Here is a 25,541-nt window from a genome sequence, read left to right as displayed (position 1 = left end):
CTCTTATGTGTTACGGAATAGTATTCCGTACTAAGAAATATTAATGACCGGCAAACTCAACTAATGTAAATGAATTGATGCCTTCTTTTTCTAGACGTTCTTTACCGCCTAAATCCGGTAACCAGATCACAAATGCAGCATGTTCTACTTTACCGCCTAAGCGACGAATTAATTTTGCCGTAGCGTCAATCGTACCGCCGGTTGCTAATAAATCGTCTACAACTAATACGTTGTCACTTTCTTTTACTGAATCTAAATGGATCTCTAACGTATCTTCGCCATATTCTAAAGCATAAGATTGTGAAATCACTTCACGTGGTAATTTTTTCGGTTTACGCACTAATACAAAAGGTACGCCCAACGCAAGTGCTACCGGTGCACCAAAGATAAAGCCACGAGATTCTGTTCCAACAACTTTAGTAATTCCTTTATCTTTAAATTCAGCGACAATCGCATCTACGCTTGCTTTGAATGCTTCCGGCACTTCTAATAATGAGGTAATGTCACGGAAAATAATACCTGCTTTCGGATAGTCAGGAATAGATTTGATAGATGATTTGATTAAATCTAATTGGTTCATGGTTAGACCTTAAAAAAATAGCAAAATAACCTGAGGAATTTAACAAAATTGAGCAAAATTACAAGGGAAATTTAAGGGAGTAGGCAATTCGCTGCTATTTTCAATGTCATTAGCCTATTTTCCATATAAAAAATTATATAAATCCATTGATTTTATAGAATAAATTATATAACCTATGTAAAAAATTCTACGGAGATACTATGAACCAAATTCTTATCCCTTATGTTGCGATGGCAGAGATGTTAGTTGAAACATTCGGTAAAAGTTGTGAAGTGGTTTTACATGATTTAAATCGCCCTGAACATTCGGTTGTGTATGTTGCCGGTGATGTTACACATCGTAAACCAGGGCAGAATTTTGATCATTTGGTTAAGGAAGTGATGTTATCGGATAAGCTAAATAATAACTATGTAGCCAATTACTATTTTGAAACTGAAGGTAAACTTATTCGTTCATCCACTCAACTGATTTTTGATGCAAACCAACAGTTGGTTGGTGCTTTGTGTATCAATATTGATACGACACCGATTACTGAGCAAATCGCTTATTTAAATACCTTATTGCCGAATCTAAATCAGATAAAGCAAACTGAGCAAACGCTAGAAATAGAAGAGCTTCCGCTTTCTGCAATGGCAGAAAATTTAATGGATAAAATTTTAAACGGACAATCTGTTCAGACGATGACTCGAGATGAAAAAATTCAAAAGATTCGTTTTATGGAACAAAAAGGTTTGTTTTTAATGAAAGGCAGTATTGAGAAAGCTGCTGAAAAATTAGGCGTGAATAAAGTGACTATTTATAGTTATTTAGATGAAGTAAGAGGAAAACGCTAATGGAAATTATTCTACCGAATCAAAGTAAAGGGCATTATTCACCGGCAATAAAATCCAACGGAATGTTGTATGTATCGGGACAACTTCCATTTAATACCGAAGGAAAAATTGTTGGCGATATTGCCACTCAAACCAAACAAGTTCTTGCTAATTTAGCTCAAGTACTCGCCGTTGCTGGTCTTAGTAGAAATGATGTGATGCAATGCCGTGTGTATATTCCCGATGTAGCTTATTGGGATACGGTGAATCAAGTTTATGCGGATTTTTTCGGTTCACATAAACCTGCTCGTACCGTTGTACCTTGCGGTAATTTGCATTACAACGCACTTATCGAAATTGACGCGGTTGCGGAATTTGCTTAGGAGAATCAATATGAAGTTTATCTGTAATCAATGCCAACAAATTGCACCGGTATCTACTCGCCAAGCAAAATGTCAATGTGGCGGATTGTGGTCATTAGATTATCAGCCGCCTAAATTTGATCTCAATCAGATTGATCAGCATGAGTGGAGCTTATTTCGTTATCGAAAATTTATCGCTTTGCAAGATGAAAGTTGGCGTGATATTTCCTTGGGAGAGGGAATGACGCCGATAGTCCGTTTTGATGAAAATGTATTATTAAAAATGGATTACTTTATGCCAACGCTTTCCTTTAAAGACCGTGGTGCGGCGGTACTTATCAGTCATTGTAAGTCGATTGGTGTTGAATCGGTGGTACAAGATAGTAGTGGTAATGCAGGCAATAGTGTCGCAGCCTATTGCGCTAAAGCGGGTATTCAATGTGAAATTTTTGTACCGGAAGGAACATCGCCGAAAAAAATTAATATGATTGAGTCGCATGGTGCTAAAGCTAATGTGATTAAAGGTAGCCGTGATCATTGTGCAGATGTATGTCGTGCTAAAGTTGAAAATGAGGGCGTTTATTATGCCAATCACGTGTATAACCCCTTCTTCTACGAAGGTACGAAAACGTATATTTATGAAACGTTTGAACAGCTCGGGCGGATTCCAAAACATATTGTCGTTCCGGTTGGAAACGGTACTTTGTTTATTGGTGTCATTAAAGGACTAGAACATTTGTTGGAAAGTGGCGTTATTGATGAAATGCCAACGATTATTGCATTACAAAGCGAATATTGTGATCCATTATTGCAAGCGGTCAAAAAAGGGCAAAAATTTGCAGAACAGGTTGAGATTAAGCCGACTATCGCCGAAGGTATTGCAATTGGGCAGCCTATGCGAGCAAGTGAAATTTTAGCTTATGCGGAAAAATATGCGATTCGTTTTGTACATGCACCGGAAGATAAAATTCTTGCGGCACGAAACGCTTTAGCCAAAAAAGGGATTTATTGTGAACATACTACCGCAGCCAACTATGCGGCTTATCTTCATTACTGTGAACTATATGGTACAGTAGAAGATTGCTTAATTACGATGTGTGGTGCTGGACTGAAATCAGATCATTAAACGAAGGGAAATAATATGTCGGAAAAAACATTCGAAAATTTGACCGCACTTTTAGACCAATATCAAGCTCGTTATCGAGTAGTCCGTCATACTAGTGCCGGTAAATCGGAAGAGGTTGCGAAAATTCGTGGTACGGAAATCGGGCAAGGGGCAAAAGCCTTGGTGTGTAAAATCAAAGGAAATGGTGTAAAACAAGCGGTACTTGCTATTTTACCAGCCGATGAGCAGGCGGATTTAAATCAAATCGCCCAATACTTAGGCGGTACAAAGGCGTCTCTTGCCAGTCCTAAAGAAGTTGATGAACTTACAGATTGTGTCTTTGGTGCGATTCCACCTTTTAGCTTTCATCCGGATCTTAAACTTATTGCAGATCCTAGTCTACTCGAACGCTATGCCGAGCTTGCTTTTAACGCCGGTACGTTAGAACGCTCAATTATTTTAAATACGCAAGATTATGCACGTATTGTTCAGCCGACATTAGTAAGTTTTGTAAAAAGAGAAATATAGAGGCTACTCAGTTTTATATTCATTATGTAATGTTAAAAAATATGAAAAAAAGACCGCTTACTTTGGCGGTCTTTATCAATCTACCTGATATCTTTAGCAAGATAATGGAGTACACCGCCAAAGACTTTTTCCAGATTTTCGTTAGTAAAGGTGGTTTCGGTTTTTCCGGCAGCAAGTAAGGTACGGTTTATCATTAATACTTGATCGCAAAAGCTCGGTACGCTGTTTAAATTATGGGTTGAAACTAAAACTAAATGTCCTTCGCTACGCAGTTGTTGCAACAATTCAACGATAGCATTTTCGGTTTTGACATCAACACCGGTAAACGGCTCGTCCAGTAAAATAATCTGACTTTCTTGTGCCAATGCTCGAGCAAGAAACACACGCTTTTTCTGTCCGCCGGAAAGCTCACCGATTTGGCGGTGTTGTAAATGGCAAATGTCCACTCGTTCCATTGCCTGCATCACTTTTTGTTTATCAAGAGATGAAGGACGGCGTAGCAATCCCATATAGCCGTAGCGTCCCATCATAACGACATCGTAAACGGAAACCGGAAATTGCCAATCGACTTCTTCACTTTGTGGCACATAAGATACCAGATTTTGTTTCAAGGCTTGTTGAATCGGCATCTGGTTTAACAGAATTGTACCCGTTTGAGGTTTGACTAATCCCATTAAACTTTTAAAAAGCGTAGATTTACCACCGCCATTTACACCGATTAAAGCACAAATCGTACCGTTCTGTAATTGGAAAGACACATCATGTAAGGCTAAATGCCCGTTATTATAACGGACACTTAGCTTTTCAACAGAAATAGAAGTTGGAATGGATACCATATTATTTTTTGCTTTTTCAAAACCGTCAACAATCGTGCTGATTGTCACTTTTAATAGATCTAAATAAGTTGGTACAGCCCCGTCTTTGGTTGAAAGTGAATCAACATATAACACACCACCGTATAATGCACCAGTTTCTTTCGCTACTTGTTTAGCCGGTTTATCCGATACGGTACTTTCGCTGAAAACAACAGGGATATTGTTAGCTTTTACGCCGTCGATTACTTTTTTCACTTGTTGCGGAGAACCTTGTTCTTCAGCATTGATTGCCCATAAATAAAGCTCTTTTAACTGATAATCTTGTGCTAAATAACTAAATGCCCCTTCACTAGTTACTAACCAACGTTGTGCTTCCGGAATAACGGATAGACGTTGGCGTAACGGTTCCGCAATGGCTTTTACTTTTTCAGCATAAACTTTAGCATTTTGGTTATAGCTTTCGGCATTTTTCGGATCGTATTTCACTAATGCGGCACGAATATTTTCAATATACTGCAGAGCATTAGCTGATGACATCCAAGCATGCGGATTTGGTAAGTTTTTATATTCACCTTCAGTAATTGCAATTGGCGTAATGCCTTCAGTCACAACAACAGCCGGTTTTCCTTTTACATTTTCAAAGAAACGTTCAAACCAACGTTCTAAATTCATACCGTTCCATAAGATAAGGTCAGCTTTTTGTGCTTTTACAATATCTTTTGGTGTCGGTTGATAGTCATGAATTTCCGCACCGGGTTTGGTAATAGATTCTACAACTGCTTTATCACCGGCAACATTTTGTGCAATATCTTGGATCACGGTAAAGGTTGTGACAACTTTGAATGGAGCTGCCATCGTTAATGTTGCACTTAAACCTAATGCAACCACAAATGCTTGTTTTAAAAATGAAAGTTTCATAGTTTCTCCTTTTAAGTTATGAATTTTCACTCTGAATGAAATTGAGAATAAATCTCAATTGATAATAATTATAAACATTTTATGGGTTTAGGTAAACCGGCAATTTTAGTGGCTTGTTTTGCTGGACCGTCAGGAAATAAACGTTGTAAATAACGGCTGTTTCCTTTCTCGTCACCAAATTTTTGTGCCATCGCTTTGACTAACATTCGGATTGCTGGCGAGGTTTTGTATTCTTGATAGAAATCACGCACTAGAAAAATAATTTCCCAGTGTTCATCGGTCAGAACGATTTGCTCTTTCTTTGCAATTTCAATCGCAAGCGCTTCCGACCAATCATCAAGGTTAGTTAAGTAACCTGAAGCATCTGTTGGATATTTTTGTTCGTTTAATTCAATGTAATGCATAAAAATAAAAAGTGCCACAGGTGTGGCACTTACTCTCTCAAATTTGTTTTAGATTAATCGTCACTACCTAGTACACCGAAGATTTGTAATAGGCTTAAGAATAGATTGTATAGAGATACATATAAATCTACGGTTGCACGGATATAATTCGTTTCGCCACCGTGAATAATATTACTCGTTCCCAGTAAAATCGCACCGCTTGAGAACACCACAAATAATGCACTCATTGCAAGGCTTAATGCCGGAATTGCTAAGAAAATATTTGCGATGATGCCAACAAGTAATACAACAAATAATGCCATCATCATACCTGATAAGAATGACATATCTTTCTTAGTTGTAAGTACATAAGCCGAACAAGCAAAGAATACCAATGCGGTTGCGCCTAATGCAAGTGCAATCACATCACCTAAACCTGCACCGATATAACGATTTAAAATCGGTCCTAAGGTGTAGCCCAAAAAGCCGGTTAATGCAAATACGCTTAAGATACCTGCACCACTATTTGCGGTTGCGTTAGTTAGAAATAATAAACCGTAGAAACCGATTAATAATCCCCACCAAGGCAATGCTGGTGCGTTCATTGACATTGCGATAAAAGCAATGACTGCTGAGAAAGCTAATGTCATTGAAAGTAAGAAATAAGTATTACGTAATACTTTATGGGTGCTGAGTAATGATTCGTTACTTGCTGCACCGCTAATTACACGATTTTCCATATTGTTTCCTTTAAGTTGAACAAACGTTTTATTTATATATGGACAAACTTCCATAAATCAAGTGTAAATTAGCGACAAATTTAACCAAAGTCAATTGACTTTATCTATGCAATAGTTAAAAATTTTCTTATGAGTGTGATACACTTAAATGACCTAATATTTACTTTGCAAATGCCCTATATGAAACTGAATTTTCCTACCTATCTGACCTTATTTCGGGTTATTTTGATTCCTCTATTTGTGGTTGCTTTTTACTTACCTAACGGTTGGTATTCAGCTGAAATCTCAACACTTATTTTCTTTATTGCGTCCATTACTGATGCTTTTGATGGCTATTTGGCTCGCAAATGGAACCAAACTACACATTTAGGTGCATTTTTAGATCCGGTTGCTGATAAAGTATTAGTCGCAGTCGCATTAGTGTGTGTCGTTGAATATTACCATACATGGTGGATTACTATCCCTGCGGCGATTATGATTGCTCGAGAAATTATTATTTCCGCATTAAGAGAGTGGATGGCTGAATTAGGTGAGCGTGCAAGTGTGGCGGTTTCAATTTGGGGAAAATTTAAAACAACCGCACAAATGTTAGCATTGGGCGGAATGTTATGGCGATTTAACTTTGCAATGGAAGTCTTGGCTTGGATTTTGCTTTATGTGGCAGCAGGTTTAACATTATGGTCAATGTTCCAATATCTTCAAGCCTCTAAAAATAGCTTAATGAAATCCTAACCTTATCTACCGAAGCACGGAATAACATCGAGCAAGCGGTTAATTTTATGAATTTTCTTGCAAGTTCTGATGTTTTCCGTGTTTATTTCTAAAAAATAGTATGTCTTTATTTGATGCTAAATCCTTTCTTGCCGATGTGCCTCATCTTCCCGGTGTTTACCGTATGTATGATGCGAAAAATATCATTATCTATGTCGGTAAAGCCAAAGATCTTAAAAAACGCTTATCCAGTTATTTTCGTAGCCAACTCGCCAGTAAGAAAACTGAAGCGTTAGTTGCTCACATTCATCATATCGAAACCACGATAACCCATTCGGAAACAGAAGCGTTATTGCTGGAACACAATTACATTAAAGAAAATCAGCCGAAGTACAATGTACTTTTGCGTGATGATAAATCCTATCCGTATATTTTACTCACAAAGCATCAGCACCCCCGAATTACGTCATTTCGTGGCAGTAAAAAAATTGCCGGTGAATATTTTGGCCCTTACCCAAATGTCGGTGCAGTACGTGAAACGCTTAACTTACTGCAAAAATTATTCCCGATTCGCCAATGTGAAGACAGTTATTATAAAAACCGTTCTCGTCCTTGTTTGCAATATCAAATCGGGCGTTGTCTTGCCCCTTGTGTAGAGGGTTATTACTCACAAGCGGAATATGATAACCAAGTAAATTTAGTTCGTTTGTTTTTACAGGGCAAAGACGGGCAAGTGGTCGAACATTTAGTACAAAAAATGGAAAGTGCTGCACAAGATTTAGATTTTGAAGCGGCAGCTCGTTTTCGCGATCAAATTCAATCAGTGCGAGCGGTACAAGAAAAACAATTTGTCTCTAATGAACGTTTAGATGATTTGGATATTATTTCGATTGCTTATCAACACGGCATTGCTTGTGTGCATATTTTATTTGTGCGTCACGGAAAGGTATTAGGTAATCGTTCCTATTTTCCTAAAGTACCGAATAATACCGATTTAACCGAGTTAGCGGATACTTTTGTCGGGCAGTTTTATTTACAGATGAACCAACATCGCACGATACCGAATCAAATTATTATTGATCAGCCGTTAAGTGAATCAGCAGCATTAGCTAATGTGTTGTCGGAACAGGCAGGGCATAAGATCAGTATTGCAGATAAAAATATTCGTGGTGATAAGAGCCGTTATTTGGCCTTGGCGAAAACCAATGCAGAAGCCGCACTTACTTTACAACTTAAACAAGATACGCATATTCGCCAGCGTTATGATTCGCTCAAATCGTTATTAAATTTGGCGGAAATCAAGCGGATGGAATGTTTCGATATTTCTCACACAATGGGCAATCAAACGGTCGCCTCTTGTGTGGTGTTTGATGAAAACGGACCGTTAAAATCAGATTACCGCCGTTTTAACATTGAAGGCATTATAGGCGGTGATGACTATGCGGCAATGGAACAAGCCCTATTAAAACGCTATGATCGTAATTTGGAAGAAGAAAAAATCCCAGATATTATTTTTATCGATGGTGGTAAAGGGCAGCTTAATCGAGCGTTAGAAACCTTTGCTTCGTTAAATGTCAGTTGGGATAAGCGTAAACCGCTGTTAATTGGTGTAGCGAAAGGCGTGGAAAGAAAAGCCGGTTTAGAAACCTTGTTGATCAGTAAGTGGGATAAGGAAATCCACTTGCCTCCGGATAGCCCTGCCTTGCATTTAATTCAGCATATTCGTGATGAATCACATAATCATGCGATTACCGGACACCGCAAAAAACGCCAAAAAGCTTTTACGGAGAGTGGATTGGAATCAATCGCCGGTGTTGGAGCAAAACGTCGCCAAGCGTTACTAAAATATCTCGGTGGTATGCAAGGGGTGAAAGCTGCAACTTTAGAGGAAATTCAATCTGTTCCCGGCATTTCAAAACAACTTGCCGAAGTGATTTTTGATACGCTACAACATAGCTAATAAGTAGCAAGCGGTCGAATTTGTAAGATTTTCTGCAAATTTAACCGCTTATAAATAGAGATAAGACCAAGATGTTCGATAGCCATATTCATTTAGACCAACTTGAAGCAAGCCAAATAGAACAGATAGTTAGCGATCCTTTGCTGCAAGGCGTATTGGCGGTCAGTACCGATTTAGCCAGCGCGGAAAGATTATTAGCATTAAAACAAAAGTTTCCGAAAATCCAAATTGCGGCAGGATTTCACCCCGAACAGCCGTTAATCGATGATAAACAGCAACAAGCGTTATTTGATTGGATTGTAAAAAATCGAGAAAATTTGACCGCTATCGGTGAAGTAGGGTTACCGTATTATTTAAAAAGGCAGAATCCTAAGCTGGATTATCAGTCTTATCTTGCCTTATTGGAACAATTTATTGCATTGAGCAAGCGGTTAAATTTACCGCTAAATTTGCATATTGTGCATAATGATGTGGCGATAATGCTGGATTTGCTGGAAAAATACCAAATTCAACACGCTCATTTCCATTGGTTTAAAACCGATGATGATTCGCTTGAACGTTTTCTTCGTACCCCTTATTTCGCTAGTGTTACACCGGATATTTTATGGAATCCGAAAACGCAAAAAATTGCTAAAAATTTACCGCTTGATCGTTTGCTGATTGAAACCGATAGCCCATGGCAACACGAAGGTTTAGAAAATGCGAGTATTTCACAGCAATTGCAAGCAATATTGACACAATTAGCTAAATTAAGAGCTGAGTCAGAGAATGTGATTAGAACACAAATTAGGCAGAATCATCAGCGGTTATATGGGGTAGTATAAGAAAATGGAATATTCGTGCAGCACAGAAAAACGGTGCAATTTTTGCAGAATTAGCAAAAATTACACCGCTTGTATTAATTTTGCTCTATTAGATGATATCGATTGATATATTTAATTTTCCCACTTAAGCACTTTTGAGCTTGAATTTTCTTGATATCTAAGTGTTCTGGACAAACAACCGGTAGATTATCTGCTTCCACTCGATTGATAAATAAGAATAAGAAAAGAAGTAATATTTTTATTCTAACGACATACACTAGTGCCATATTTGCTACCACCAGGTAAGCATTCACATGCTTCTCCGTCTCTATCACGATCTAAATTTCTAGCTCCTGTTTGTTGCATATAAGATTGGGCTTCCTGTTGATTTGAAAAATCGGCACATCTTGCTGCGAATGAAGTTGGTATCATTAAGGATAAGCTAAATAAAACTAATAGATTGTTTTTCATTGGTGACCCTCCTAAGGTGTAATTTATGTTTAAAGAACCTGTTTTAGGTTCGGTCTTTATTGTATCTTGAACCTTAAAAAGGTTCAAGATAATTTGTACCTAAAATGGGTACATGGGAAATTTAAGATTATCAATTCATTCTGAAGAGCATTTATGGCTTAGGGAATTATTCCTAAAACGCCGTCAAGAGCTTGAATTAACTCAACGCACATTAGGCGAAAAAATGGGCGTTCTTTACTCATTTATTGGAAAAGTAGAAACGGGCGATCGTAGATTAGATATTTTTGAATTTATAGCTTATTGCAAAGGGTTAGAGTTAGATCCGGTAGAAGTACTAATAGAAATAGAGCAAAAGTTTGGCTGTGCAAGTGTAAAAAATAAATAAAGTAAAAACGGAGCATTTTTATAAATTTAAAATGCTCCGTTTTTATTAGCTTTAAATAAATCTTACTTTTTATTCGCCTTTAGCATTGCCATTAGGTTGGCGATATTGGCTGAGGTTTTTTCGACTTTCTGTTCTTCGGTCATTTTCGGTTTTTCACTTTCCCAGACTAAATCGTCTTGTGGTAATTCAAGTAAGAAGCGGCTTGGTTCCGGTTTGATAATTTCACCGTACTGGCGGCGTTCTTTGCAGAGTGAAAATGTTAGCGTTTGTTGCGCTCGAGTAATGCCCACGTAAGCAAGACGGCGTTCTTCCTCGACATTATCCTCATCCAGACTGGTTTGATGCGGCAAAATGCCTTCTTCCATACCGACTAAGAAAACGTGCGGAAATTCCAAGCCTTTTGAAGCATGTAAGGTCATTAATTGCACTTGGTCCGCTTCATCATCGTCTTCACCACGTTCTAACATATCACGCAACGTCAGGCGGTTTACCACTTGCACCAACGTCATCGGCTCTTCGATTTCATCACCTTCCAGCATACCTTGTACCCATTCAAACAACGTTTGCACGTTACGGCTTTGCATTTCAGCCGCTTTCGGCGAAGTAGCCGTTTCATACAAATAGGCTTCGTATTGAATTTTTGCCAATAAATCTTTTACCGCTTCAATCGGATCGGAACGTTCCGCTTGGTCGGCGATTTCGACAATCCAACGGGCAAAATCTTGCAATGCTTGATAGGGCTTGGGTGTCAGACGTTGAATCAATTCAAAATCGAAAATCGCTTCAAACAAGCTGACCTGTTTTTCATTGGCAAGTAAGCCTAATTTTTCCAGCGTTACCGCACCGATTTCCCGTTTTGGGGTATTAACGATACGTAAAAACGCCGCATCATCGTCTTGATTCACTACTAAACGCAAGTAAGCCATCATATCTTTAATTTCGGCACGGGCGAAAAATGACGTTCCCCCGGAAATTTTGTAGGGGATACGGTTTTGCATCAGTAATTTTTCTAGCAAGCGAGACTGATGATTACCACGATATAAAATCGCATAATCTTTGTATTTGGTTTTGTTGGAAAAACGATGGGCGATTAATTCCCCAACAATACGTTCCGCTTCGTGTTCTTCATTTTTGGCTTCGATAACATTTAATTTTTCACCTTCGCCTAAATTCGAAAATAAGCGTTTTTGGAAAATATGATCGTTGTTATCAATTAAAATATTGGCGCAGTGCAAAATGCGTTGGCTGGAACGGTAATTTTGCTCCAGTTTAATCACTTTTAAATCGAAATCTTCACGCAAACGTTGCATATTTTCCGGTTTTGCGCCACGCCACGAATAGATCGATTGGTCATCATCACCAACAACCGTGAAATTTGCCTCATTGCCTACCAATAATTTGATCAGCTCATATTGGCTGGTATTGGTATCTTGGTATTCATCCACCAGTAAATAACGGACTTTCTGCTGCCAGCGGGCTTTTGCTTCCGGAAATTGGCGAAACAGCAATACCGGCAGCATAATCAAATCATCAAAATCAAGCGCATTATAGGCTTTTAGCTGATTTTGGTAGAGCTGATAAAAATGCGAAAACACACGTTCACGCTCATCTCGCACACGTGTTAATACCATTTCGGGCGAAAGCAGATCGTTTTTCCAATTGGAAATGGTAGAAATTAACGCCTTAAGTAAATCTTTATCTTCTGCGACATTTTCCGGTAACAAATGTTTGAGTAATGCGAGTTGATCGTGTTCGTCAAACAACGTCATACTGGATTTGAAACCCAGTAATTTGTACTCACGTTTTAAAATTTCAAAACCGAGGGTGTGGAAGGTGGAAATGGTTAGCCCTTTGCTATTTTCTTTACCGATAGAATGGGCAACACGCTCACGCATTTCACGAGCCGCTTTGTTGGTAAAGGTTACCGCTGCGATTTGTTTTGGCGAGTAACCGCAATGAGCTATCAGATGGGCGATTTTATTAATGATGACACGTGTTTTGCCCGAGCCGGCACCGGCTAGTACCAGACAAGCCCCCGTTACATATTCCACCGCTTGTTGTTGTTGATCATTTAATTTCATTTTATCTACTTTTATCTACTTTATTTTCAGCCATTTTTTAAACCGCAATATTCTAGCCGAAAGACAACAAGCGGTCGAATTTCTTTGAGATTTTACAATTGGAATCAAAATGCCTAAATTCCTTAAAAATCAAATTTTTGCTTTTAAAATGTGACCGTTAGCTATATCATTAACAGTTAGTTTTAAGCGTATGGTATTACGCACTCGCCCTGAAAATAATTCAGATTTTGCATTTTCATTTTATGCCCTAGGGGGAAGACAAAAGTAGATGGAACAGTTAGAACAAAAACCAATCATCGAACTACGCAATGTTACTAAAAGCTATGGTAGCAAAACGATTCTTAAAGATTTAAATTTAACCATTAATGACGGTGAATTTTTGACGATTTTAGGTCCTTCAGGTTGTGGTAAAACGACAGCATTACGATTAATTGCCGGATTTGAAGACTTGACGGAAGGTTCGATTATTCTTGACGGTCAAGATGTATCTAACGTTCCTGCTGAACAACGCCCTGTCAATACGGTTTTCCAAAGCTATGCGTTATTCCCACATATGACGATTTTTGAAAACGTTGCTTTTGGTTTACGTATGCAAAAAGTACCGAATGACCAAATCAAACCGCGTGTAATGGAAGCATTGCGTATGGTACGTTTAGAAGATCGTGCGGAGCAAAAACCGGCTCAGCTTTCAGGCGGTCAGCAACAACGTATTGCGATTGCACGTGCGGTAGTAAATAAACCTAAAGTTTTATTATTGGATGAATCGCTTTCTGCACTTGACTATAAACTACGTAAAGAAATGCAGAATGAGCTAAAAGCATTACAACGCCAATTAGGCATTACCTTTATTTTCGTTACGCACGATCAAGAAGAAGCATTAACGATGTCTGATCGTATTATCGTAATGAACGGTGGTAAGATTGCACAAGACGGTACGCCTCGTGAAATCTATGAAGAACCGAGTAATCTATTTGTCGCTCGTTTTATCGGTGAAATTAACGTATTTGATGCAACCGTGATTGAGCGAGTTGATGCACGTAATGTAAAAGCGAATGTAGAAGGTCGTATCTGTAACATTAAAGTGGAAGATATGGACGTTCAGCCGAATCAAAAACTGAAAGTGCTTTTACGTCCGGAAGATATTTTGATCGAAGAGTTGGATGAAAACGAAAGTTCAAAAGCGATTGTTGGTCATATTTTAGATCGTAACTATAAAGGTATGACATTAGAGTCAAGTGTAAAACTTGATCACAATGGTATGAGCGTATTGGTGAGCGAATTCTTTAATGAAGACGATCCGAATATCGATCACGAAGTTGGTCAAAAAGTGGCATTAACGTGGTATGAAGGTTGGGAGGTTGTACTCAACGATGAAGATTGCTAATAACAAATTCCAAGCCGGAACAGTTTCAGTTATCTTCGGTTGGTTGTTACTTTTTGTACTTGTACCGAACGTATTGGTGCTGTTAATCAGCTTTTTAACGGAAAATCGTCAAAGTGCCTACTTTGTAGATTTTATCTTTAGCTTAGACGCATATACACAGTTGTTCAATGATACTTATGCTACGGTATTGTGGAACTCATTTAAAATGTCTGCAATTGCGACATTTTTCTGTTTAATTATCGGTTATCCGTTTGCGTTTATTATTGCAAAAATGCCGGCGAAAATTCGTCCGATTTTACTGTTTTTAGTCGTATTGCCATTTTGGACAAACTCATTGATTCGTATTTATGGCATTAAAATTTTCTTAGGCATGAAGGGCGTATTAAACGAAACATTATTGGCGATCGGTTTAATTGACGAACCTCTGCGTTTATTAAACTCTGAATTGGCGATTATCATCGGTTTAGTGTATATCTTGTTACCGTTTATGATTCTACCGCTTTATTCTTCAATTGAGAAAATTGACGGTCGTTTATTAGAAGCGGCAAAAGACTTAGGTGCGAATGCATTCCAACGTTTTGTGCGAGTTACCATTCCGCTTACAATGCCTGGGATTGTGGCAGGTTGTTTATTGGTATTATTACCGGCAATGGGAATGTTCTATGTTGCTGACTTATTAGGCGGCGGTAAAACACCATTAATCGGTAACATTATTAAGAGCTTGTTCTTAAATACCAACCAATTTGCATTAGGTTCAGCAGTAAGTATCGCACTTACCGTGTTAATGGCATTAATGTTATATGTTTATTACCGTGCAAATAAATTATTAAATAAAAAGGTGGAGCTTGAATAATGAAAAAGACATTAAGAAACTTTTTTATGTTCGTGGTGTTTGCCTACCTTTATATTCCGATTATTATTTTGGTAGTAAACTCATTTAACGAAGATCGCTACGGCTTACAATGGAAAGGGTTTAGTTGGAACTGGTATGAGCGTTTATTTGCAAATGATACGCTGGTTCATGCAACTATGAATTCATTGACGATTGCATTTTTTGCCGCAACGTTTTCAACTATTTTAGGGACATTAACTTCGATTGCATTATATCGTTATAAATTCCGTGGTAAGCAAATGGTTGGCGGTTTACTGTTTATCGTCATGATGTCACCGGATATCGTCATGGCAGTTTCATTATTAGTGCTGTTTATGATTTTAGGTGTGCAACTTGGCTTTATTTCGTTATTAATTGCACATATTACTTTCTGTTTGCCTTATGTAGTAATTACTATTTCATCTCGCTTAAGTGATTTTGACGGTAAGATGTTGGAAGCGGCGAAAGATTTAGGTGCAAGCGAAGTGACGATTTTACGTAAAATTATTTTACCTCTAGCATTACCATCGATTATTTCCGGTTGGTTATTAAGTTTTACGATTTCGTTAGATGACGTAGTGGTTTCATCATTTGTTACCAGCCCAAGTTATGAAGTATTACCGTTAAAAATCTTCTCGCTAGTGAAAACGGGTGTGACGCCGGAAGTCAATGCATTAGCAACAATTATGATTATTTTCTCATTAACATTGGTAGTTTTAAGCCAATTAGTGGTAAGAAAAAAGCGTAATTTAATTTGATTAAAAATGGCCCGCTGATTAGCGGGCTATTTTTTTGCAAAAAATTAGCCGAAATAGACCGCTTGTCAGCCTGTTATTCTATACAGTTTTCTGTTATGCTAAGGCAAATTTTTTAGTTTGGAATAAAATCAATGATCGGAAGATTACACGGTAAAATTATTGAAAAACAACCGCCTGAAATGGTAATTGATGTTCAAGGTGTCGGATATGAAGTGCTATTGCCGATGACGAGCTTTTACAGCTTGCCGCAAGTAGGTGAAGAAGCCACAATCTTTACGCATTTAGTAGTACGTGAAGATGCACATTTATTATTTGGTTTTGCACAAAAGCAAGATAGAACACTATTTCGTGAATTGATTAAAACTAATGGTGTCGGACCTAAATTAGCACTTGCGATTTTATCGGCGATGTCGGTTTCACAATTTGCGAATGCGGTAGAGCAAGAAGAATTAGCCAAATTAACTAAAATTCCGGGCATTGGGCGTAAGACAGCTGAGCGTTTATTAGTCGAGCTCAAAGGCAAATTCAAAGGTGTGGCACAAAGCGATTTCTTTGAAGAACATTCGGTGGAAACGATTGTTGCAACACATTCGCATGATCCGGCAGATGAAGCCCGTGATGCTTTAGTAGCGTTAGGCTATAAACTTGCTGATGCCGAGAAGATGATTAAAAAAGTGAATAAAGTAGGCGCAACCAGCGAACAATTAATTCGTGAAGCATTAAAAGCCTCTCTTTAAAAAGTAAAAATACCTTAAATGATTGAAGCAGATAGAATAATTAGTGCCTCACCGAAGCGTGAGGAAGAAGTCATTGATCGTGCAATTCGTCCTAAATTATTGACGGATTATGTCGGTCAGCCGTCTGTACGAGAGCAGATGGAGATTTTTATTAAAGCGGCAAAATTGCGTGATGAGGCGTTAGATCACTTATTGATTTTCGGCCCACCAGGATTGGGGAAAACCACCTTAGCCAATATTGTTGCCAACGAAATGGGCGTGAATATTCGTACCACTTCCGGACCGGTGCTGGAGAAAGCGGGCGATTTGGCGGCAATGTTGACCAATTTAGAGCCTTATGACGTATTATTTATTGATGAGATCCACCGCTTATCACCGGCGATTGAAGAAGTGCTTTATCCGGCGATGGAAGATTATCAGCTGGATATTATGATTGGCGAAGGGCCGGCGGCACGTTCAATTAAATTGGATTTACCGCCGTTTACCTTAGTAGGAGCAACTACTCGTGCTGGTTCGCTGACTTCTCCGTTACGTGACCGTTTTGGCATTGTACAGCGTTTAGAGTTTTACTCGGTAGATGATTTAACCTCAATCGTAAAACGTAGTGCCGATTGCTTAAACTTAAATTTATCGCCAGACGGTGCTTATGAAGTAGCTCGCCGCTCACGAGGCACACCTCGAATTGCCAACCGTTTATTACGCCGTGTGCGAGATTATGCCGATGTACGTAATAATGGTGTGATTACTTCTGATATTGCCAAACAGGCGTTGGCGATGCTTGATGTGGATTCCGAAGGTTTTGACTTTATGGACATCAAGTTACTGCAAGCGATTGTAGAACGTTTTGACGGAGGTCCGGTCGGCTTAGATAACTTAGCCGCAGCAATTGGTGAAGAACGAGATACGATTGAAGACGTACTTGAACCTTATTTGATTCAGCAGGGCTTTTTGCAACGAACGCCGCGAGGACGTATTGCTACTAGCCGAACTTATGCACATTTAGGCATTGCAAAATTAGATTAAATACAAGCGGTTGTTTTTGTAAGATTTTAGGCAAAAATAACCGCTTGTTTCCTATGCTATTTTAGTATTGCAATATAATTGCAACTGACATCATTATTCAGCCAAAACTTTTCCGTTAGCGGATTAAAATGATATCCTTTCATTTCTTGGCAGCGTAAATTCGCCATATCACACCAATTTAATAATTCCGCTGGTTTAATAAATTTTTCAAATTCGTGTGTCCCTTTCGGCAACATTTTTAGTACGTATTCCGCCCCGATGATAACTAACATATAGGCTTTAAATGTACGGTTAATGGTAGAGAAAAACAGCACGCCGTCCGGTTTGAGTAACGCTTTACAGCTTTTAATAATCGAAAGTGGATCCGGTACGTGTTCCAACATTTCCATACAGGTAATCACATCAAATTTTTCGGTATGAGAAGCGGTCTGATTTTGCACAAAATCTTCAATTGTGGTTTGGCGGTAATCAATGCTTAAGCCACTTTCTTCAGCGTGTTTACGTGCAACGTCAAGTGGTTCGGTAGTCATATCAATACCCGTAACATTTGCACCGGCTTTTGCCATTGCTTCACTTAAAATGCCTCCGCCACAGCCGACATCTAACACTTTTTTGCCGAATAGTCCGTTTGATTTTTGCTGGATATAGTCTAAGCGTAGCGGATTAAGTAAATGAATTGGTTTAAAACTGCCGTTCGGCTCCCACCAAGTAGCAGCCATTTTTTCAAATTTATCGAGTTCTGTTTGATCAATGTTATTCATAGAAAATTGTCTTAAGTAAGTGAAAAAGGTCAAATTGCAAAATATTCTCTTAATTTGACCGCTTGTATTCATTTTCAACTTTCAAAATCCAACTTTCAACTGTTTTTTGTGCTATAATTGAATGAATTTTTCGCCCTAATGAATAGGGCTACTTCTTTAAACGTGATTAGGAAATTTCAATGAGCGAATTAGCCAAAGATATTACTCCCGTCAGTATCGAAGACGAGTTAAAAACGTCTTATCTCGACTATGCGATGTCTGTTATTGTCGGACGTGCGCTACCCGATGTGCGTGATGGTTTAAAACCGGTACACCGCCGCGTGTTATTCTCAATGGATCAAAACAGCAATACGTTTAACCGCCCACACGTAAAATCTGCACGTGTGGTGGGTGACGTAATCGGTAAATACCACCCACACGGTGATTCTGCTGTGTATGACACCATTGTACGTATGGCACAGCCGTTCTCACTTCGTTATATGTTGGTTGACGGTCAAGGTAACTTTGGTTCGATTGACGGCGATGCGCCGGCTGCGATGCGTTATACCGAAGTGCGTATGCAAAAAATTACGCAGGAATTATTAACGGATTTAGATAAGGAAACCGTGGATTACTCGCCGAACTATGACGGCAAAGAGATGATTCCTGATGTATTACCGACCAAAATCCCAGCGTTATTAGTAAACGGTTCATCCGGTATTGCGGTTGGTATGGCAACCAATATTCCGCCGCACAACTTAAATGAAGTGTTGGACGGTTGTTTAGCTTACATTGAAGACGAGCAAATCAGCATTGAAGAATTAATGCGTTTTATCCCGGGGCCGGATTTCCCGACAGGGGCGATTATTAACGGTCGTAAAGGGATTGAAGAAGCGTATCGTACCGGTCGTGGTAAAGTTTACGTGCGTGCGAAAGCAAGCGTAGAAACCACGGAGAAAGGTCGTGAGCAAATTATTGTTACTGAGCTTCCGTACCAAGTAAATAAAGCGAAACTGATCGAGAAAATTGCCGAATTAGTTAAAGACAAGAAAATCGAAGGCATTAGCGGTATTCAAGATCACTCGGATAAAAAAGGTATCTCAATCGTTATCGAAGTAAAACGTGATGCGGTCGGTGAAGTGGTCTTAAATCACCTTTACTCGCTAACGCAAATGCAAGTAACGTTTGGTATCAATATGGTTGCGCTTGATCACGGTCAGCCAAAAGTATTGAATTTAAAACAAATTATCGAAGCATTCGTGAAACATCGTCGTGAAGTGGTGACACGCCGTACCATTTTTGAATTACGCAAAGCGCGTGAGCGTGCGCATATTTTAGAAGGTTTAGCGATTGCATTAGCCAATATCGATCCGGTTATCGAGTTAATTCGTAACTCAAAAACAGCGGACGAAGCGCGTGAAGGTTTATTAGCGCGTGCGTGGGCATTGGGTAATGTAGCACCAATGTTAGAGGCTGCCGGCGTAGATGCGTCACGTCCGGAAGATTTACCGGAAAACCTAGGTGTTCGTGACGGTCAATACTATCTTTCTGAAGCACAAGCTCGAGCGATTTTAGAATTACGTTTACACCGTTTAACCGGTTTAGAACACGAAAAAATCGTTGATGAATATAAAGAGCTACTTACTGAAATCGGCGAATTATTACACATTCTAAGCAGCGCAGAACGCTTAATGGAAGTGATTCGTGAAGAATTAGAAAAAGTGAAAGCAGAATTCGGTGACGAACGCCGTACCGAAATTACAGCGGCTTCGGGCGATATCAATATGGAAGATTTAATCGCTCAAGAAGATGTGGTAGTCACACTTTCTCATGCAGGTTATGTGAAATACCAACCGCTTTCAGATTACGAAGCACAACGTCGTGGCGGTAAAGGTAAATCTGCGACTAAGATGAAAGAAGACGATTTCATCGAGAAATTATTAGTGGCGAATACCCACGATACGATTTTATGTTTCTCAAGCCGTGGTCGTTTATATCAATTAAAAGTGTATCAATTACCGCAAGCAAGTCGTGGCGCACGTGGTACGCCAATCGTGAATATTCTGCCGTTAGTGAAAGAAGAAAACGAGCGTATTACAGCGATTCTACCGATTCCGAACGGTGAATTTAGTGCGGATAAATTTATCTTTATGGCAACCGCAAGCGGTGTGGTGAAGAAAGTAAGTTTAGATGCGTTCAGTAACGTGCGTTCAAGCGGTCTAATTGCATTAAAACTTCGCGAAGGCGATGAGTTAATCGGCGTTGATATTACCGATGGCGAGAGCGAGATTATGTTGTTCTCGGCGCAAGGTCGAGTAGTACGTTTCGCAGAAAAAGCGGTGCGTGCAATGGGACGTACCGCAACTGGTGTTCGAGGCATTAAACTTGCTACGACAGACATTTCAAGTGAAGAAATTGAAGAAGCGGAAATCGTAGAAATTGAAAACGAAGAAGCGGATGAGTCTAGCGTAAGTCTGGATACCGACCGTGTGGTTTCACTTGTGATTCCACGTACGGAAGGCGATATTCTAACGGTAACGCAAAACGGTTTCGGTAAACGTACCGTGATTGGTGAATATCCGGTTAAATCTCGTGCAACCAAAGGTGTAGTTTCTATCAAAGTGAACGAGCGTAACGGTAAAGTGGTTGCGGCGGTTCAAGTTGAAGAAGCGGATCAAATTATGTTGATTACCGATGCCGGAACGTTAGTTCGTACCCGAGTCGCAGAAGTCAGCCTCGTTGGTCGTAACACCCAAGGCGTCCGCATTATCCGCACCGCAGATGATGAAAGCGTAGTAAGCGTAGAACGAGTCTGTGAACCTGATGATGAAGACGAAAATAGCGAAGTGTTAGACAACGTAGAAAACACAGAAACTTCAACAGAAGCCTAAATAAAGGGCGTAAGACCCTAAACAGGCGGTCGGATTTTGGTAAAATTTTGCAAAAATCCGACCGCTTTTGATTATAAAAATAGCAAATAAAAGGAGACAGTAATGAACGAGCTTAAACTTTTTGAAAATAGCCAAATTCGTTCGGTATGGGACGAAGAGCAAGAAGAATGGTTTTTTAGTATTGTGGATATTGTGGCGGCATTAACGGGCAGTAGTAATCCACGTCGTTATTGGAGTGATCTAAAACGAAAAATTACTGAAGATGAAGGTGGAATTGAGTTGTACGAAAAAATCGTACAACTGAAAATGCAATCATCAGATAACAAGTTTTATCGTACAGATGCTTCTGATATGTCAGGTATTTTCCGTATAATTCAATCGATTCCAAGTCCTAAAGCTGAGCCATTCAAACTGTGGTTAGCTCAAGTTGGAAAAGAGCGAATTGATGAAATTATTGATCCTGAATTAACTATCGACCGTGCGCTACAAACCTACTTGCAAAAGGGTTACAGTAAAGAGTGGATTAATCAGCGTTTACAAGCAATCCAAGTACGTAAGGAATTAACTGATGAATGGCAATCTCATGGCGTTCAGCACGGTGCGGAATATGCTATTTTGACTAATGAGATTAGCCGTGCTTGGAGTGGAATGAGTACCAAAGAGTACAAAACATTCAAAGGGTTAAAAAAAGAAAATTTACGAGATAATATGACAACACTTGAGTTGGTGTTAAATATGTTATCGGAAGCGACAACAACGGAGCTGACTCGTCAAACTAATCCGCAAGGATTGGATGAAAATAAGGCGGTTGCAAAGCGTGGTGGAACGGTTGCCGGTAACGCAAGAAAAGAGATTGAAGCACAAACGGGTAAACCGGTTATCAGCAAGCAAAAAGCGATTGATTTTGCTAAATTAATTGAAGATGTAACAAAAAATAAATAAGAGAACGAGATTTTTTTATAATTTGATACTTATCATTGATAAGTGTTAACACAAATATAATTATCGAGAAATAATATGGCACTACTAAATTTATCCAATGCCTATTTAGGTTTTGGCGATCATCCGTTATTGGATCATACGGAATTACATATTGAACCGAGCGAGCGTGTTTGTTTGGTTGGACGCAACGGGGCAGGTAAGTCCACGCTGATGAAAGTATTGGCAGGCGAAGTTCAGCTGGATGACGGTAAGCTGATTTTTGAAAAAGATATTGTGGTAACACGCCTTGAGCAAGATCCGCCTCGTCATATTCAAGATACGGTATTTGATTATGTAGCGGAAGGGATTGCGCATCTTAGCGACTTATTGAAGCAATATTACCACATTTCGCAACAAATGCAGACGGATTATAGCGATGAGCTATTATCAAAATTATCGCAAGTGCAGGCTCAACTTGAGCATAATAACGGTTGGCAGTTTGAGAATCGTATCCAAGATACGCTTAAATTATTGGAATTAGATCCGGATAAACGTTTATGCGAATTATCGGGCGGTTGGGTTCGTCGTGCGGCATTAGCTCGTGCATTGGTTGCGGATCCGGATATTCTGTTATTAGATGAACCGACTAACCATTTGGACGTGGAAGCGATTACGTGGCTTGAGGATTTATTGCTCAATTTTAAAGGCTCGATCATCTTTATTTCGCACGACCGTTCGTTTATCCGTAAGATGGCAACTCGCATTGTCGATCTTGATCGAGGTAAGTTAGTTTCTTATCCAAGTAATTATGATGTGTATTTAGAAACTAAAGCGGAAGATTTGCGTGTTGAAGCGTTACAAAATGAGCTGTTTGATAAAAAATTAGCACAAGAAGAAGTGTGGATTCGTCAAGGCATTAAAGCACGCCGTACTCGTAATGAAGGTCGTGTGCGTGCATTAAAAGCATTGCGTGAAGAACGTCGTAATCGCCGAGAGGTACAGGGTACGGCTAAAATTCAAATCGATCAAACCGCACGTTCAGGCAAAATCGTATTCGAAGTGGAAAATGCAAGTTATGAAATTGAAGGTAAAACCTTGCTGAAAAACTTCACAACTACCATTCAACGAGGCGATAAAATTGCGTTAGTTGGGGCAAACGGCTGCGGAAAAACTACCTTTATCAAATTGTTATTAGGAGAGTTGCAACCGACTTCAGGCTCAATTCGTTGTGGTACGAAACTGGAAGTGGCTTATTTTGACCAATATCGTGCAGATCTCGATCCTGAGAAAACGGTAATGGATAACGTAGCAGACGGTAAACAAGATGTCGAAGTAAATGGGGTAAAACGCCACGTGTTAGGTTATCTACAAGATTTCTTGTTCCCACCAAAACGTGCGATGACTCCGGTGAAAGCCTTGTCGGGCGGTGAACGTAACCGTTTATTACTAGCTAAATTATTACTTAAACCGAATAACTTATTGATTCTAGATGAGCCGACCAATGACTTAGATGTTGAAACCCTTGAGTTATTGGAAGAGTTATTAGCAGATTATCAAGGCACATTGCTGATTGTGAGCCATGACCGTCAATTTATCGACAATACCGTAACAGAATGTTATTTCTTTGAAGGTAACGGTGTATTAAATAAATACGTGGGCGGTTATTTTGATGCGAAACAACAACAAGAGAATTATCACGCAACTATTGCACAAAGCCAGCCGAACAAGCGGTCAAATTCTGCAGAAAGTTTGCAAAAAACAGAAGAAAAACAACCGCTTGTAACGAAGTCGGAACCGGCTAAAAAAGTAAAACTTTCTTATAAAGAGCAAAGAGAGCTTGAGGAATTACCGGCAAAAATGGAAGCCTTAGAGGCGGAAATGGAATGTTTGCAGGCAGAAGTCAATAGTGCGGACTTTTTCAGTAAAGATCCAAGCTATACGCAAGTGCAATTACAAAAACTGGCGGATGCGGAAATGGCGTTAGAAGCCGCTTTTGAGCGCTGGGAAGTGTTAGAAAATATCAAAAATGGGAATCTATAATGGCTCGAATTGATAATTATGAACAACGTTTTGGTGGAATTGGGCGACTTTATACGCCGGAGGGTGTAGCGAAATTACGCCAAGCACATATTTGTGTGATTGGCATTGGCGGTGTTGGTTCTTGGGCGGTGGAAGCACTTGCCCGTTCGGGAATTGGTAAAATTACCATGATTGATATGGATGATATTTGCGTGACCAATATCAATCGCCAAATTCACGCAATGACCGGTACGGTTGCTCAGTTAAAAACCGAAGCGATGAAAGAGCGTATTGAGAGGATTAATCCCGAATGTGTGGTGGAAATTATTGATGATTTCATCACACCGGAGAATATCCCTGAATATCTGAACCATGGCTATGATTATGTGATTGATGCGATTGATTCGGTGAAAACCAAAGCAGCACTTATCGCTTACTGTAAGCGTAATAAGATCAGAATGATTACTACTGGTGGTGCAGGCGGCCAAACTGATCCGACTCAGATTCAAATTACTGATTTAAGTAAAACGATTCAGGATCCTCTTGCCTCTAAAGTACGTTCGTTATTACGTAAGGAATATAACTTTAGCCAAAATCCAAAACGTAAGTTTGGTATTGATTGTGTTTTCTCAACTCAACCGCTAATTTTTCCCAAAATGGGAGAAGGTTGTGAGGTATCGGCAACGATGAACTGTGCAAATGGCTTTGGTGCGATAACAATGGTAACGGCAACTTTCGGATTCTTTGCTGTAAGCCGAGTAATCGATAAGCTATTGAAATGAAAAAAGCCTACGAGGTTTAATCTCGTAGGCTTTTTTGTTACATATTATTTTACTTTACGTAAAACATATGGGTTATTTGCTACTTTTGGTGGGTTGCCGTTAGCGTCACAAATTTCAGCTTGTGTTTCATTCACTTTAAATGCAAGCGCTCCGGAATCTTTTTCTAAACGGATTACACCGCGTTTACCTTGTTCCCAAGTATAAGTGCCTTTATCGCTAAATGGATGCTCTTTGCCATTTTTAATAAAGACGGTGTTATATTGGTAACTATTATTTGCACCGAGAATTAATTCGGCTTGAATCTTTTCACAATCGGCACAAGGTAAGTCACCTTTAAATGTGCCTGTTACTGATTGTTGTGGTAATAATGAACATGCACCTAAGGTACTGATGGCCATTAATAAAGCAAGTTTTTTCATGCCGTTTTCCTTCTTTCTAGCTAGATATGTTTAAAACTCGGATTCACGTTAAACTGAAGTTCAGTTACATTGGGAAAATCAGAGTGAATTAATTGTAATAAAAGTGATGTTTGTAACTGTAAGCCTTGACGAACAGTCGCATTTTGCACTTCAAATATAAGCTGATTATCAACTAAATTGACAATGCGGTAAAGCCCACGATATTGTTCCGGCAGTAATTTTTGTACTTTTTGATGTAAATCATTCAATTGGTTAGCTCGTTGGACAATCCGACTCAGGCTTGAGTTCTGTAAAATTTCTGTGATATTTTTTATTGCTGAATTTTTCATCTTTTCACATGGT

26 protein-coding genes and 1 pseudogene are annotated in these 25,541 nt (G+C 39.2%); 17 read left to right on the top strand and 10 right to left on the bottom strand.

All coding sequences use genetic code 11. The features are described from left to right. Positions 1–40: 40 nt before the first annotated feature. Positions 41–580, bottom strand: coding sequence for an adenine phosphoribosyltransferase (gene apt, locus NYR60_RS04015; RefSeq protein ID WP_279467851.1), 540 nt, complete (start codon positions 578–580; stop codon positions 41–43). A 200-nt stretch (positions 581–780) separates the two neighbouring features. Here apt and NYR60_RS04010 point away from each other — a divergent pair, with 200 nt between their 5' ends. The 4 genes from NYR60_RS04010 to NYR60_RS03995 are packed head-to-tail and all read left to right on the top strand — an operon-like array spanning position 781 to position 3,387. Beyond that, positions 781–1,413: a helix-turn-helix transcriptional regulator gene (locus tag NYR60_RS04010; protein WP_279467850.1), complete on the top strand. Its 633-nt coding sequence runs from the start codon at positions 781–783 to the stop codon at positions 1,411–1,413. Next, positions 1,413–1,775, top strand: a complete 363-nt coding sequence (locus NYR60_RS04005) for a RidA family protein (protein ID WP_279467849.1) — start codon at positions 1,413–1,415, stop codon at positions 1,773–1,775. The genes NYR60_RS04010 and NYR60_RS04005 overlap by 1 nt, the downstream gene beginning before the upstream one ends. Before the next feature lie 10 nt (positions 1,776–1,785). Beyond that, positions 1,786–2,880 (top strand): threonine synthase, encoded by a 1,095-nt coding sequence (locus tag NYR60_RS04000; RefSeq protein WP_279467848.1) that lies wholly within the window; start codon positions 1,786–1,788, stop codon positions 2,878–2,880. A gap of 15 nt (positions 2,881–2,895) precedes the next feature. Continuing rightward, positions 2,896–3,387 (top strand): YbaK/prolyl-tRNA synthetase associated domain-containing protein, encoded by a 492-nt coding sequence (locus NYR60_RS03995; protein ID WP_279467847.1) that lies wholly within the window; start codon positions 2,896–2,898, stop codon positions 3,385–3,387. Between the two features lie 80 nt (positions 3,388–3,467). Here NYR60_RS03995 and NYR60_RS03990 read toward each other — a convergent pair whose 3' ends face one another. The 4 genes and pseudogenes from NYR60_RS03990 to NYR60_RS03975 all read right to left on the bottom strand — a co-directional run bounded on the left by NYR60_RS03990 (position 3,468) and on the right by NYR60_RS03975 (position 6,243). Next, positions 3,468–4,223: a metal ABC transporter ATP-binding protein gene (locus NYR60_RS03990; protein ID WP_279467966.1), complete on the bottom strand. Its 756-nt coding sequence runs from the start codon at positions 4,221–4,223 to the stop codon at positions 3,468–3,470. A gap of 6 nt (positions 4,224–4,229) precedes the next feature. Next, a pseudogene (locus tag NYR60_RS03985) lies at positions 4,230–5,120 on the bottom strand (metal ABC transporter substrate-binding protein); the annotation flags it as partial. A gap of 68 nt (positions 5,121–5,188) precedes the next feature. Beyond that, positions 5,189–5,524 carry a TusE/DsrC/DsvC family sulfur relay protein gene (locus tag NYR60_RS03980; RefSeq protein WP_279467846.1) on the bottom strand — a complete coding sequence of 112 codons (336 nt, stop codon included), beginning with the start codon at positions 5,522–5,524 and terminating at the stop codon, positions 5,189–5,191. Between the two features lie 53 nt (positions 5,525–5,577). Continuing rightward, a complete protein-coding gene (locus tag NYR60_RS03975; protein ID WP_279467845.1) occupies positions 5,578–6,243 on the bottom strand; it encodes a Bax inhibitor-1 family protein in 666 nt (221 codons plus the stop codon). Positions 6,244–6,423: 180 nt separating this feature from the next. On the opposite strand from NYR60_RS03975, the gene pgsA reads away from it, so the two are divergent. The 3 genes from pgsA to NYR60_RS03960 all read left to right on the top strand — a co-directional run bounded on the left by pgsA (position 6,424) and on the right by NYR60_RS03960 (position 9,738). Further along, the gene (pgsA, locus tag NYR60_RS03970; RefSeq protein ID WP_279467844.1) at positions 6,424–6,975 is read left to right on the top strand and encodes a CDP-diacylglycerol--glycerol-3-phosphate 3-phosphatidyltransferase; all 552 of its coding nucleotides are present in this window, start codon (positions 6,424–6,426) and stop codon (positions 6,973–6,975) included. 100 nt (positions 6,976–7,075) lie between these two features. Then, on the top strand, positions 7,076–8,914 hold the full coding sequence (gene uvrC, locus NYR60_RS03965) for an excinuclease ABC subunit UvrC (protein ID WP_279467843.1): 1,839 nt from the start codon (positions 7,076–7,078) through the stop codon (positions 8,912–8,914). Positions 8,915–8,985: 71 nt separating this feature from the next. After that, entirely contained in the window at positions 8,986–9,738 is a 753-nt protein-coding gene (locus tag NYR60_RS03960; RefSeq protein ID WP_279467842.1) for a TatD family hydrolase, read from the top strand. Positions 9,739–9,981: 243 nt separating this feature from the next. Here the strand turns inward: NYR60_RS03960 and NYR60_RS03955 are convergent, their stop codons facing one another. After that, positions 9,982–10,188, bottom strand: a complete 207-nt coding sequence (locus NYR60_RS03955) for an excalibur calcium-binding domain-containing protein (protein ID WP_279467841.1) — start codon at positions 10,186–10,188, stop codon at positions 9,982–9,984. 112 nt (positions 10,189–10,300) lie between these two features. On the opposite strand from NYR60_RS03955, the gene NYR60_RS03950 reads away from it, so the two are divergent. Continuing rightward, entirely contained in the window at positions 10,301–10,573 is a 273-nt protein-coding gene (locus NYR60_RS03950; RefSeq protein WP_279467840.1) for a helix-turn-helix domain-containing protein, read from the top strand. A 62-nt stretch (positions 10,574–10,635) separates the two neighbouring features. Here the strand turns inward: NYR60_RS03950 and rep are convergent, their stop codons facing one another. Then, positions 10,636–12,654 carry a DNA helicase Rep gene (rep, locus tag NYR60_RS03945; RefSeq protein WP_279467839.1) on the bottom strand — a complete coding sequence of 673 codons (2,019 nt, stop codon included), beginning with the start codon at positions 12,652–12,654 and terminating at the stop codon, positions 10,636–10,638. 268 nt (positions 12,655–12,922) lie between these two features. Between rep and potA the strand changes: the two genes are divergently transcribed. The 5 genes from potA to ruvB all read left to right on the top strand — a co-directional run bounded on the left by potA (position 12,923) and on the right by ruvB (position 17,427). Continuing rightward, the gene (gene potA / locus NYR60_RS03940; RefSeq protein WP_279467838.1) at positions 12,923–14,038 is read left to right on the top strand and encodes a spermidine/putrescine ABC transporter ATP-binding protein PotA; all 1,116 of its coding nucleotides are present in this window, start codon (positions 12,923–12,925) and stop codon (positions 14,036–14,038) included. Beyond that, the gene (gene potB / locus NYR60_RS03935) at positions 14,025–14,891 is read left to right on the top strand and encodes a spermidine/putrescine ABC transporter permease PotB (RefSeq protein ID WP_279445052.1); all 867 of its coding nucleotides are present in this window, start codon (positions 14,025–14,027) and stop codon (positions 14,889–14,891) included. Before potA ends, potB begins: the two co-directional genes overlap by 14 nt. Then, a complete protein-coding gene (gene potC, locus NYR60_RS03930) occupies positions 14,891–15,667 on the top strand; it encodes a spermidine/putrescine ABC transporter permease PotC (protein WP_279467837.1) in 777 nt (258 codons plus the stop codon). Before potB ends, potC begins: the two co-directional genes overlap by 1 nt. A 131-nt stretch (positions 15,668–15,798) precedes the next feature. Beyond that, the gene (gene ruvA / locus NYR60_RS03925) at positions 15,799–16,404 is read left to right on the top strand and encodes a Holliday junction branch migration protein RuvA (RefSeq protein WP_279467836.1); all 606 of its coding nucleotides are present in this window, start codon (positions 15,799–15,801) and stop codon (positions 16,402–16,404) included. Between the two features lie 18 nt (positions 16,405–16,422). After that, complete coding sequence (ruvB, locus tag NYR60_RS03920) at positions 16,423–17,427, top strand: Holliday junction branch migration DNA helicase RuvB (RefSeq protein WP_279467835.1); 1,005 nt, start codon at positions 16,423–16,425, stop codon at positions 17,425–17,427. Positions 17,428–17,483: 56 nt separating this feature from the next. On the opposite strand, the gene ubiG is transcribed toward ruvB, so the two are convergent. Then, positions 17,484–18,188, bottom strand: coding sequence for a bifunctional 2-polyprenyl-6-hydroxyphenol methylase/3-demethylubiquinol 3-O-methyltransferase UbiG (gene ubiG / locus NYR60_RS03915; protein ID WP_279467834.1), 705 nt, complete (start codon positions 18,186–18,188; stop codon positions 17,484–17,486). Positions 18,189–18,367: 179 nt separating this feature from the next. Here ubiG and gyrA point away from each other — a divergent pair, with 179 nt between their 5' ends. The 4 genes from gyrA (at position 18,368) to tcdA (ending at position 24,780) form a co-directional block, all read left to right on the top strand. Next, entirely contained in the window at positions 18,368–21,058 is a 2,691-nt protein-coding gene (gene gyrA, locus NYR60_RS03910; RefSeq protein ID WP_279467833.1) for a DNA topoisomerase (ATP-hydrolyzing) subunit A, read from the top strand. A 102-nt stretch (positions 21,059–21,160) separates the two neighbouring features. Next, positions 21,161–22,000: a BRO family protein gene (locus NYR60_RS03905; RefSeq protein WP_279467832.1), complete on the top strand. Its 840-nt coding sequence runs from the start codon at positions 21,161–21,163 to the stop codon at positions 21,998–22,000. Positions 22,001–22,075: 75 nt separating this feature from the next. Beyond that, positions 22,076–24,019: an ABC transporter ATP-binding protein gene (locus tag NYR60_RS03900; protein WP_279467831.1), complete on the top strand. Its 1,944-nt coding sequence runs from the start codon at positions 22,076–22,078 to the stop codon at positions 24,017–24,019. After that, positions 24,019–24,780, top strand: coding sequence for a tRNA cyclic N6-threonylcarbamoyladenosine(37) synthase TcdA (tcdA, locus tag NYR60_RS03895; RefSeq protein ID WP_279467830.1), 762 nt, complete (start codon positions 24,019–24,021; stop codon positions 24,778–24,780). Before NYR60_RS03900 ends, tcdA begins: the two co-directional genes overlap by 1 nt. A 44-nt stretch (positions 24,781–24,824) precedes the next feature. Here tcdA and NYR60_RS03890 read toward each other — a convergent pair whose 3' ends face one another. Continuing rightward, positions 24,825–25,199, bottom strand: a complete 375-nt coding sequence (locus NYR60_RS03890; RefSeq protein ID WP_279445044.1) for a copper resistance protein NlpE — start codon at positions 25,197–25,199, stop codon at positions 24,825–24,827. 20 nt (positions 25,200–25,219) lie between these two features. Further along, positions 25,220–25,528, bottom strand: coding sequence for a DciA family protein (locus NYR60_RS03885; protein WP_279445043.1), 309 nt, complete (start codon positions 25,526–25,528; stop codon positions 25,220–25,222). Positions 25,529–25,541: the final 13 nt, after the last annotated feature.

It is taken from the genome of Actinobacillus genomosp. 2 (assembly GCF_029773605.1).
GTDB lineage: Bacteria > Pseudomonadota > Gammaproteobacteria > Enterobacterales > Pasteurellaceae > Actinobacillus.
This window is presented reverse-complemented; position numbering and strand designations above follow the sequence as displayed.

Bases quoted from the DNA above. Each gene is read 5' to 3' on its own strand.
- apt (WP_279467851.1), bottom strand. From the start codon at position 580: ATGAACCAATTAGATTTAATCAAATCATCTATCAAATCTATTCCTGAC.
- NYR60_RS04010 (WP_279467850.1), top strand. From the start codon at position 781: ATGAACCAAATTCTTATCCCTTATGTTGCGATGGCAGAGATGTTAGTT.
- NYR60_RS04005 (WP_279467849.1), top strand. From the start codon at position 1,413: ATGGAAATTATTCTACCGAATCAAAGTAAAGGGCATTATTCACCGGCA.
- NYR60_RS04000 (WP_279467848.1), top strand. From the start codon at position 1,786: ATGAAGTTTATCTGTAATCAATGCCAACAAATTGCACCGGTATCTACT.
- NYR60_RS03995 (WP_279467847.1), top strand. From the start codon at position 2,896: ATGTCGGAAAAAACATTCGAAAATTTGACCGCACTTTTAGACCAATAT.
- NYR60_RS03990 (WP_279467966.1), bottom strand. From the start codon at position 4,223: ATGGTATCCATTCCAACTTCTATTTCTGTTGAAAAGCTAAGTGTCCGT.
- NYR60_RS03980 (WP_279467846.1), bottom strand. From the start codon at position 5,524: ATGCATTACATTGAATTAAACGAACAAAAATATCCAACAGATGCTTCA.
- NYR60_RS03975 (WP_279467845.1), bottom strand. From the start codon at position 6,243: ATGGAAAATCGTGTAATTAGCGGTGCAGCAAGTAACGAATCATTACTC.
- pgsA (WP_279467844.1), top strand. From the start codon at position 6,424: ATGAAACTGAATTTTCCTACCTATCTGACCTTATTTCGGGTTATTTTG.
- uvrC (WP_279467843.1), top strand. From the start codon at position 7,076: ATGTCTTTATTTGATGCTAAATCCTTTCTTGCCGATGTGCCTCATCTT.
- NYR60_RS03960 (WP_279467842.1), top strand. From the start codon at position 8,986: ATGTTCGATAGCCATATTCATTTAGACCAACTTGAAGCAAGCCAAATA.
- NYR60_RS03955 (WP_279467841.1), bottom strand. From the start codon at position 10,188: ATGAAAAACAATCTATTAGTTTTATTTAGCTTATCCTTAATGATACCA.
- NYR60_RS03950 (WP_279467840.1), top strand. From the start codon at position 10,301: ATGGGAAATTTAAGATTATCAATTCATTCTGAAGAGCATTTATGGCTT.
- rep (WP_279467839.1), bottom strand. From the start codon at position 12,654: ATGAAATTAAATGATCAACAACAACAAGCGGTGGAATATGTAACGGGG.
- potA (WP_279467838.1), top strand. From the start codon at position 12,923: ATGGAACAGTTAGAACAAAAACCAATCATCGAACTACGCAATGTTACT.
- potB (WP_279445052.1), top strand. From the start codon at position 14,025: ATGAAGATTGCTAATAACAAATTCCAAGCCGGAACAGTTTCAGTTATC.
- potC (WP_279467837.1), top strand. From the start codon at position 14,891: ATGAAAAAGACATTAAGAAACTTTTTTATGTTCGTGGTGTTTGCCTAC.
- ruvA (WP_279467836.1), top strand. From the start codon at position 15,799: ATGATCGGAAGATTACACGGTAAAATTATTGAAAAACAACCGCCTGAA.
- ruvB (WP_279467835.1), top strand. From the start codon at position 16,423: ATGATTGAAGCAGATAGAATAATTAGTGCCTCACCGAAGCGTGAGGAA.
- ubiG (WP_279467834.1), bottom strand. From the start codon at position 18,188: ATGAATAACATTGATCAAACAGAACTCGATAAATTTGAAAAAATGGCT.
- gyrA (WP_279467833.1), top strand. From the start codon at position 18,368: ATGAGCGAATTAGCCAAAGATATTACTCCCGTCAGTATCGAAGACGAG.
- NYR60_RS03905 (WP_279467832.1), top strand. From the start codon at position 21,161: ATGAACGAGCTTAAACTTTTTGAAAATAGCCAAATTCGTTCGGTATGG.
- NYR60_RS03900 (WP_279467831.1), top strand. From the start codon at position 22,076: ATGGCACTACTAAATTTATCCAATGCCTATTTAGGTTTTGGCGATCAT.
- tcdA (WP_279467830.1), top strand. From the start codon at position 24,019: ATGGCTCGAATTGATAATTATGAACAACGTTTTGGTGGAATTGGGCGA.
- NYR60_RS03890 (WP_279445044.1), bottom strand. From the start codon at position 25,199: ATGAAAAAACTTGCTTTATTAATGGCCATCAGTACCTTAGGTGCATGT.
- NYR60_RS03885 (WP_279445043.1), bottom strand. From the start codon at position 25,528: ATGAAAAATTCAGCAATAAAAAATATCACAGAAATTTTACAGAACTCA.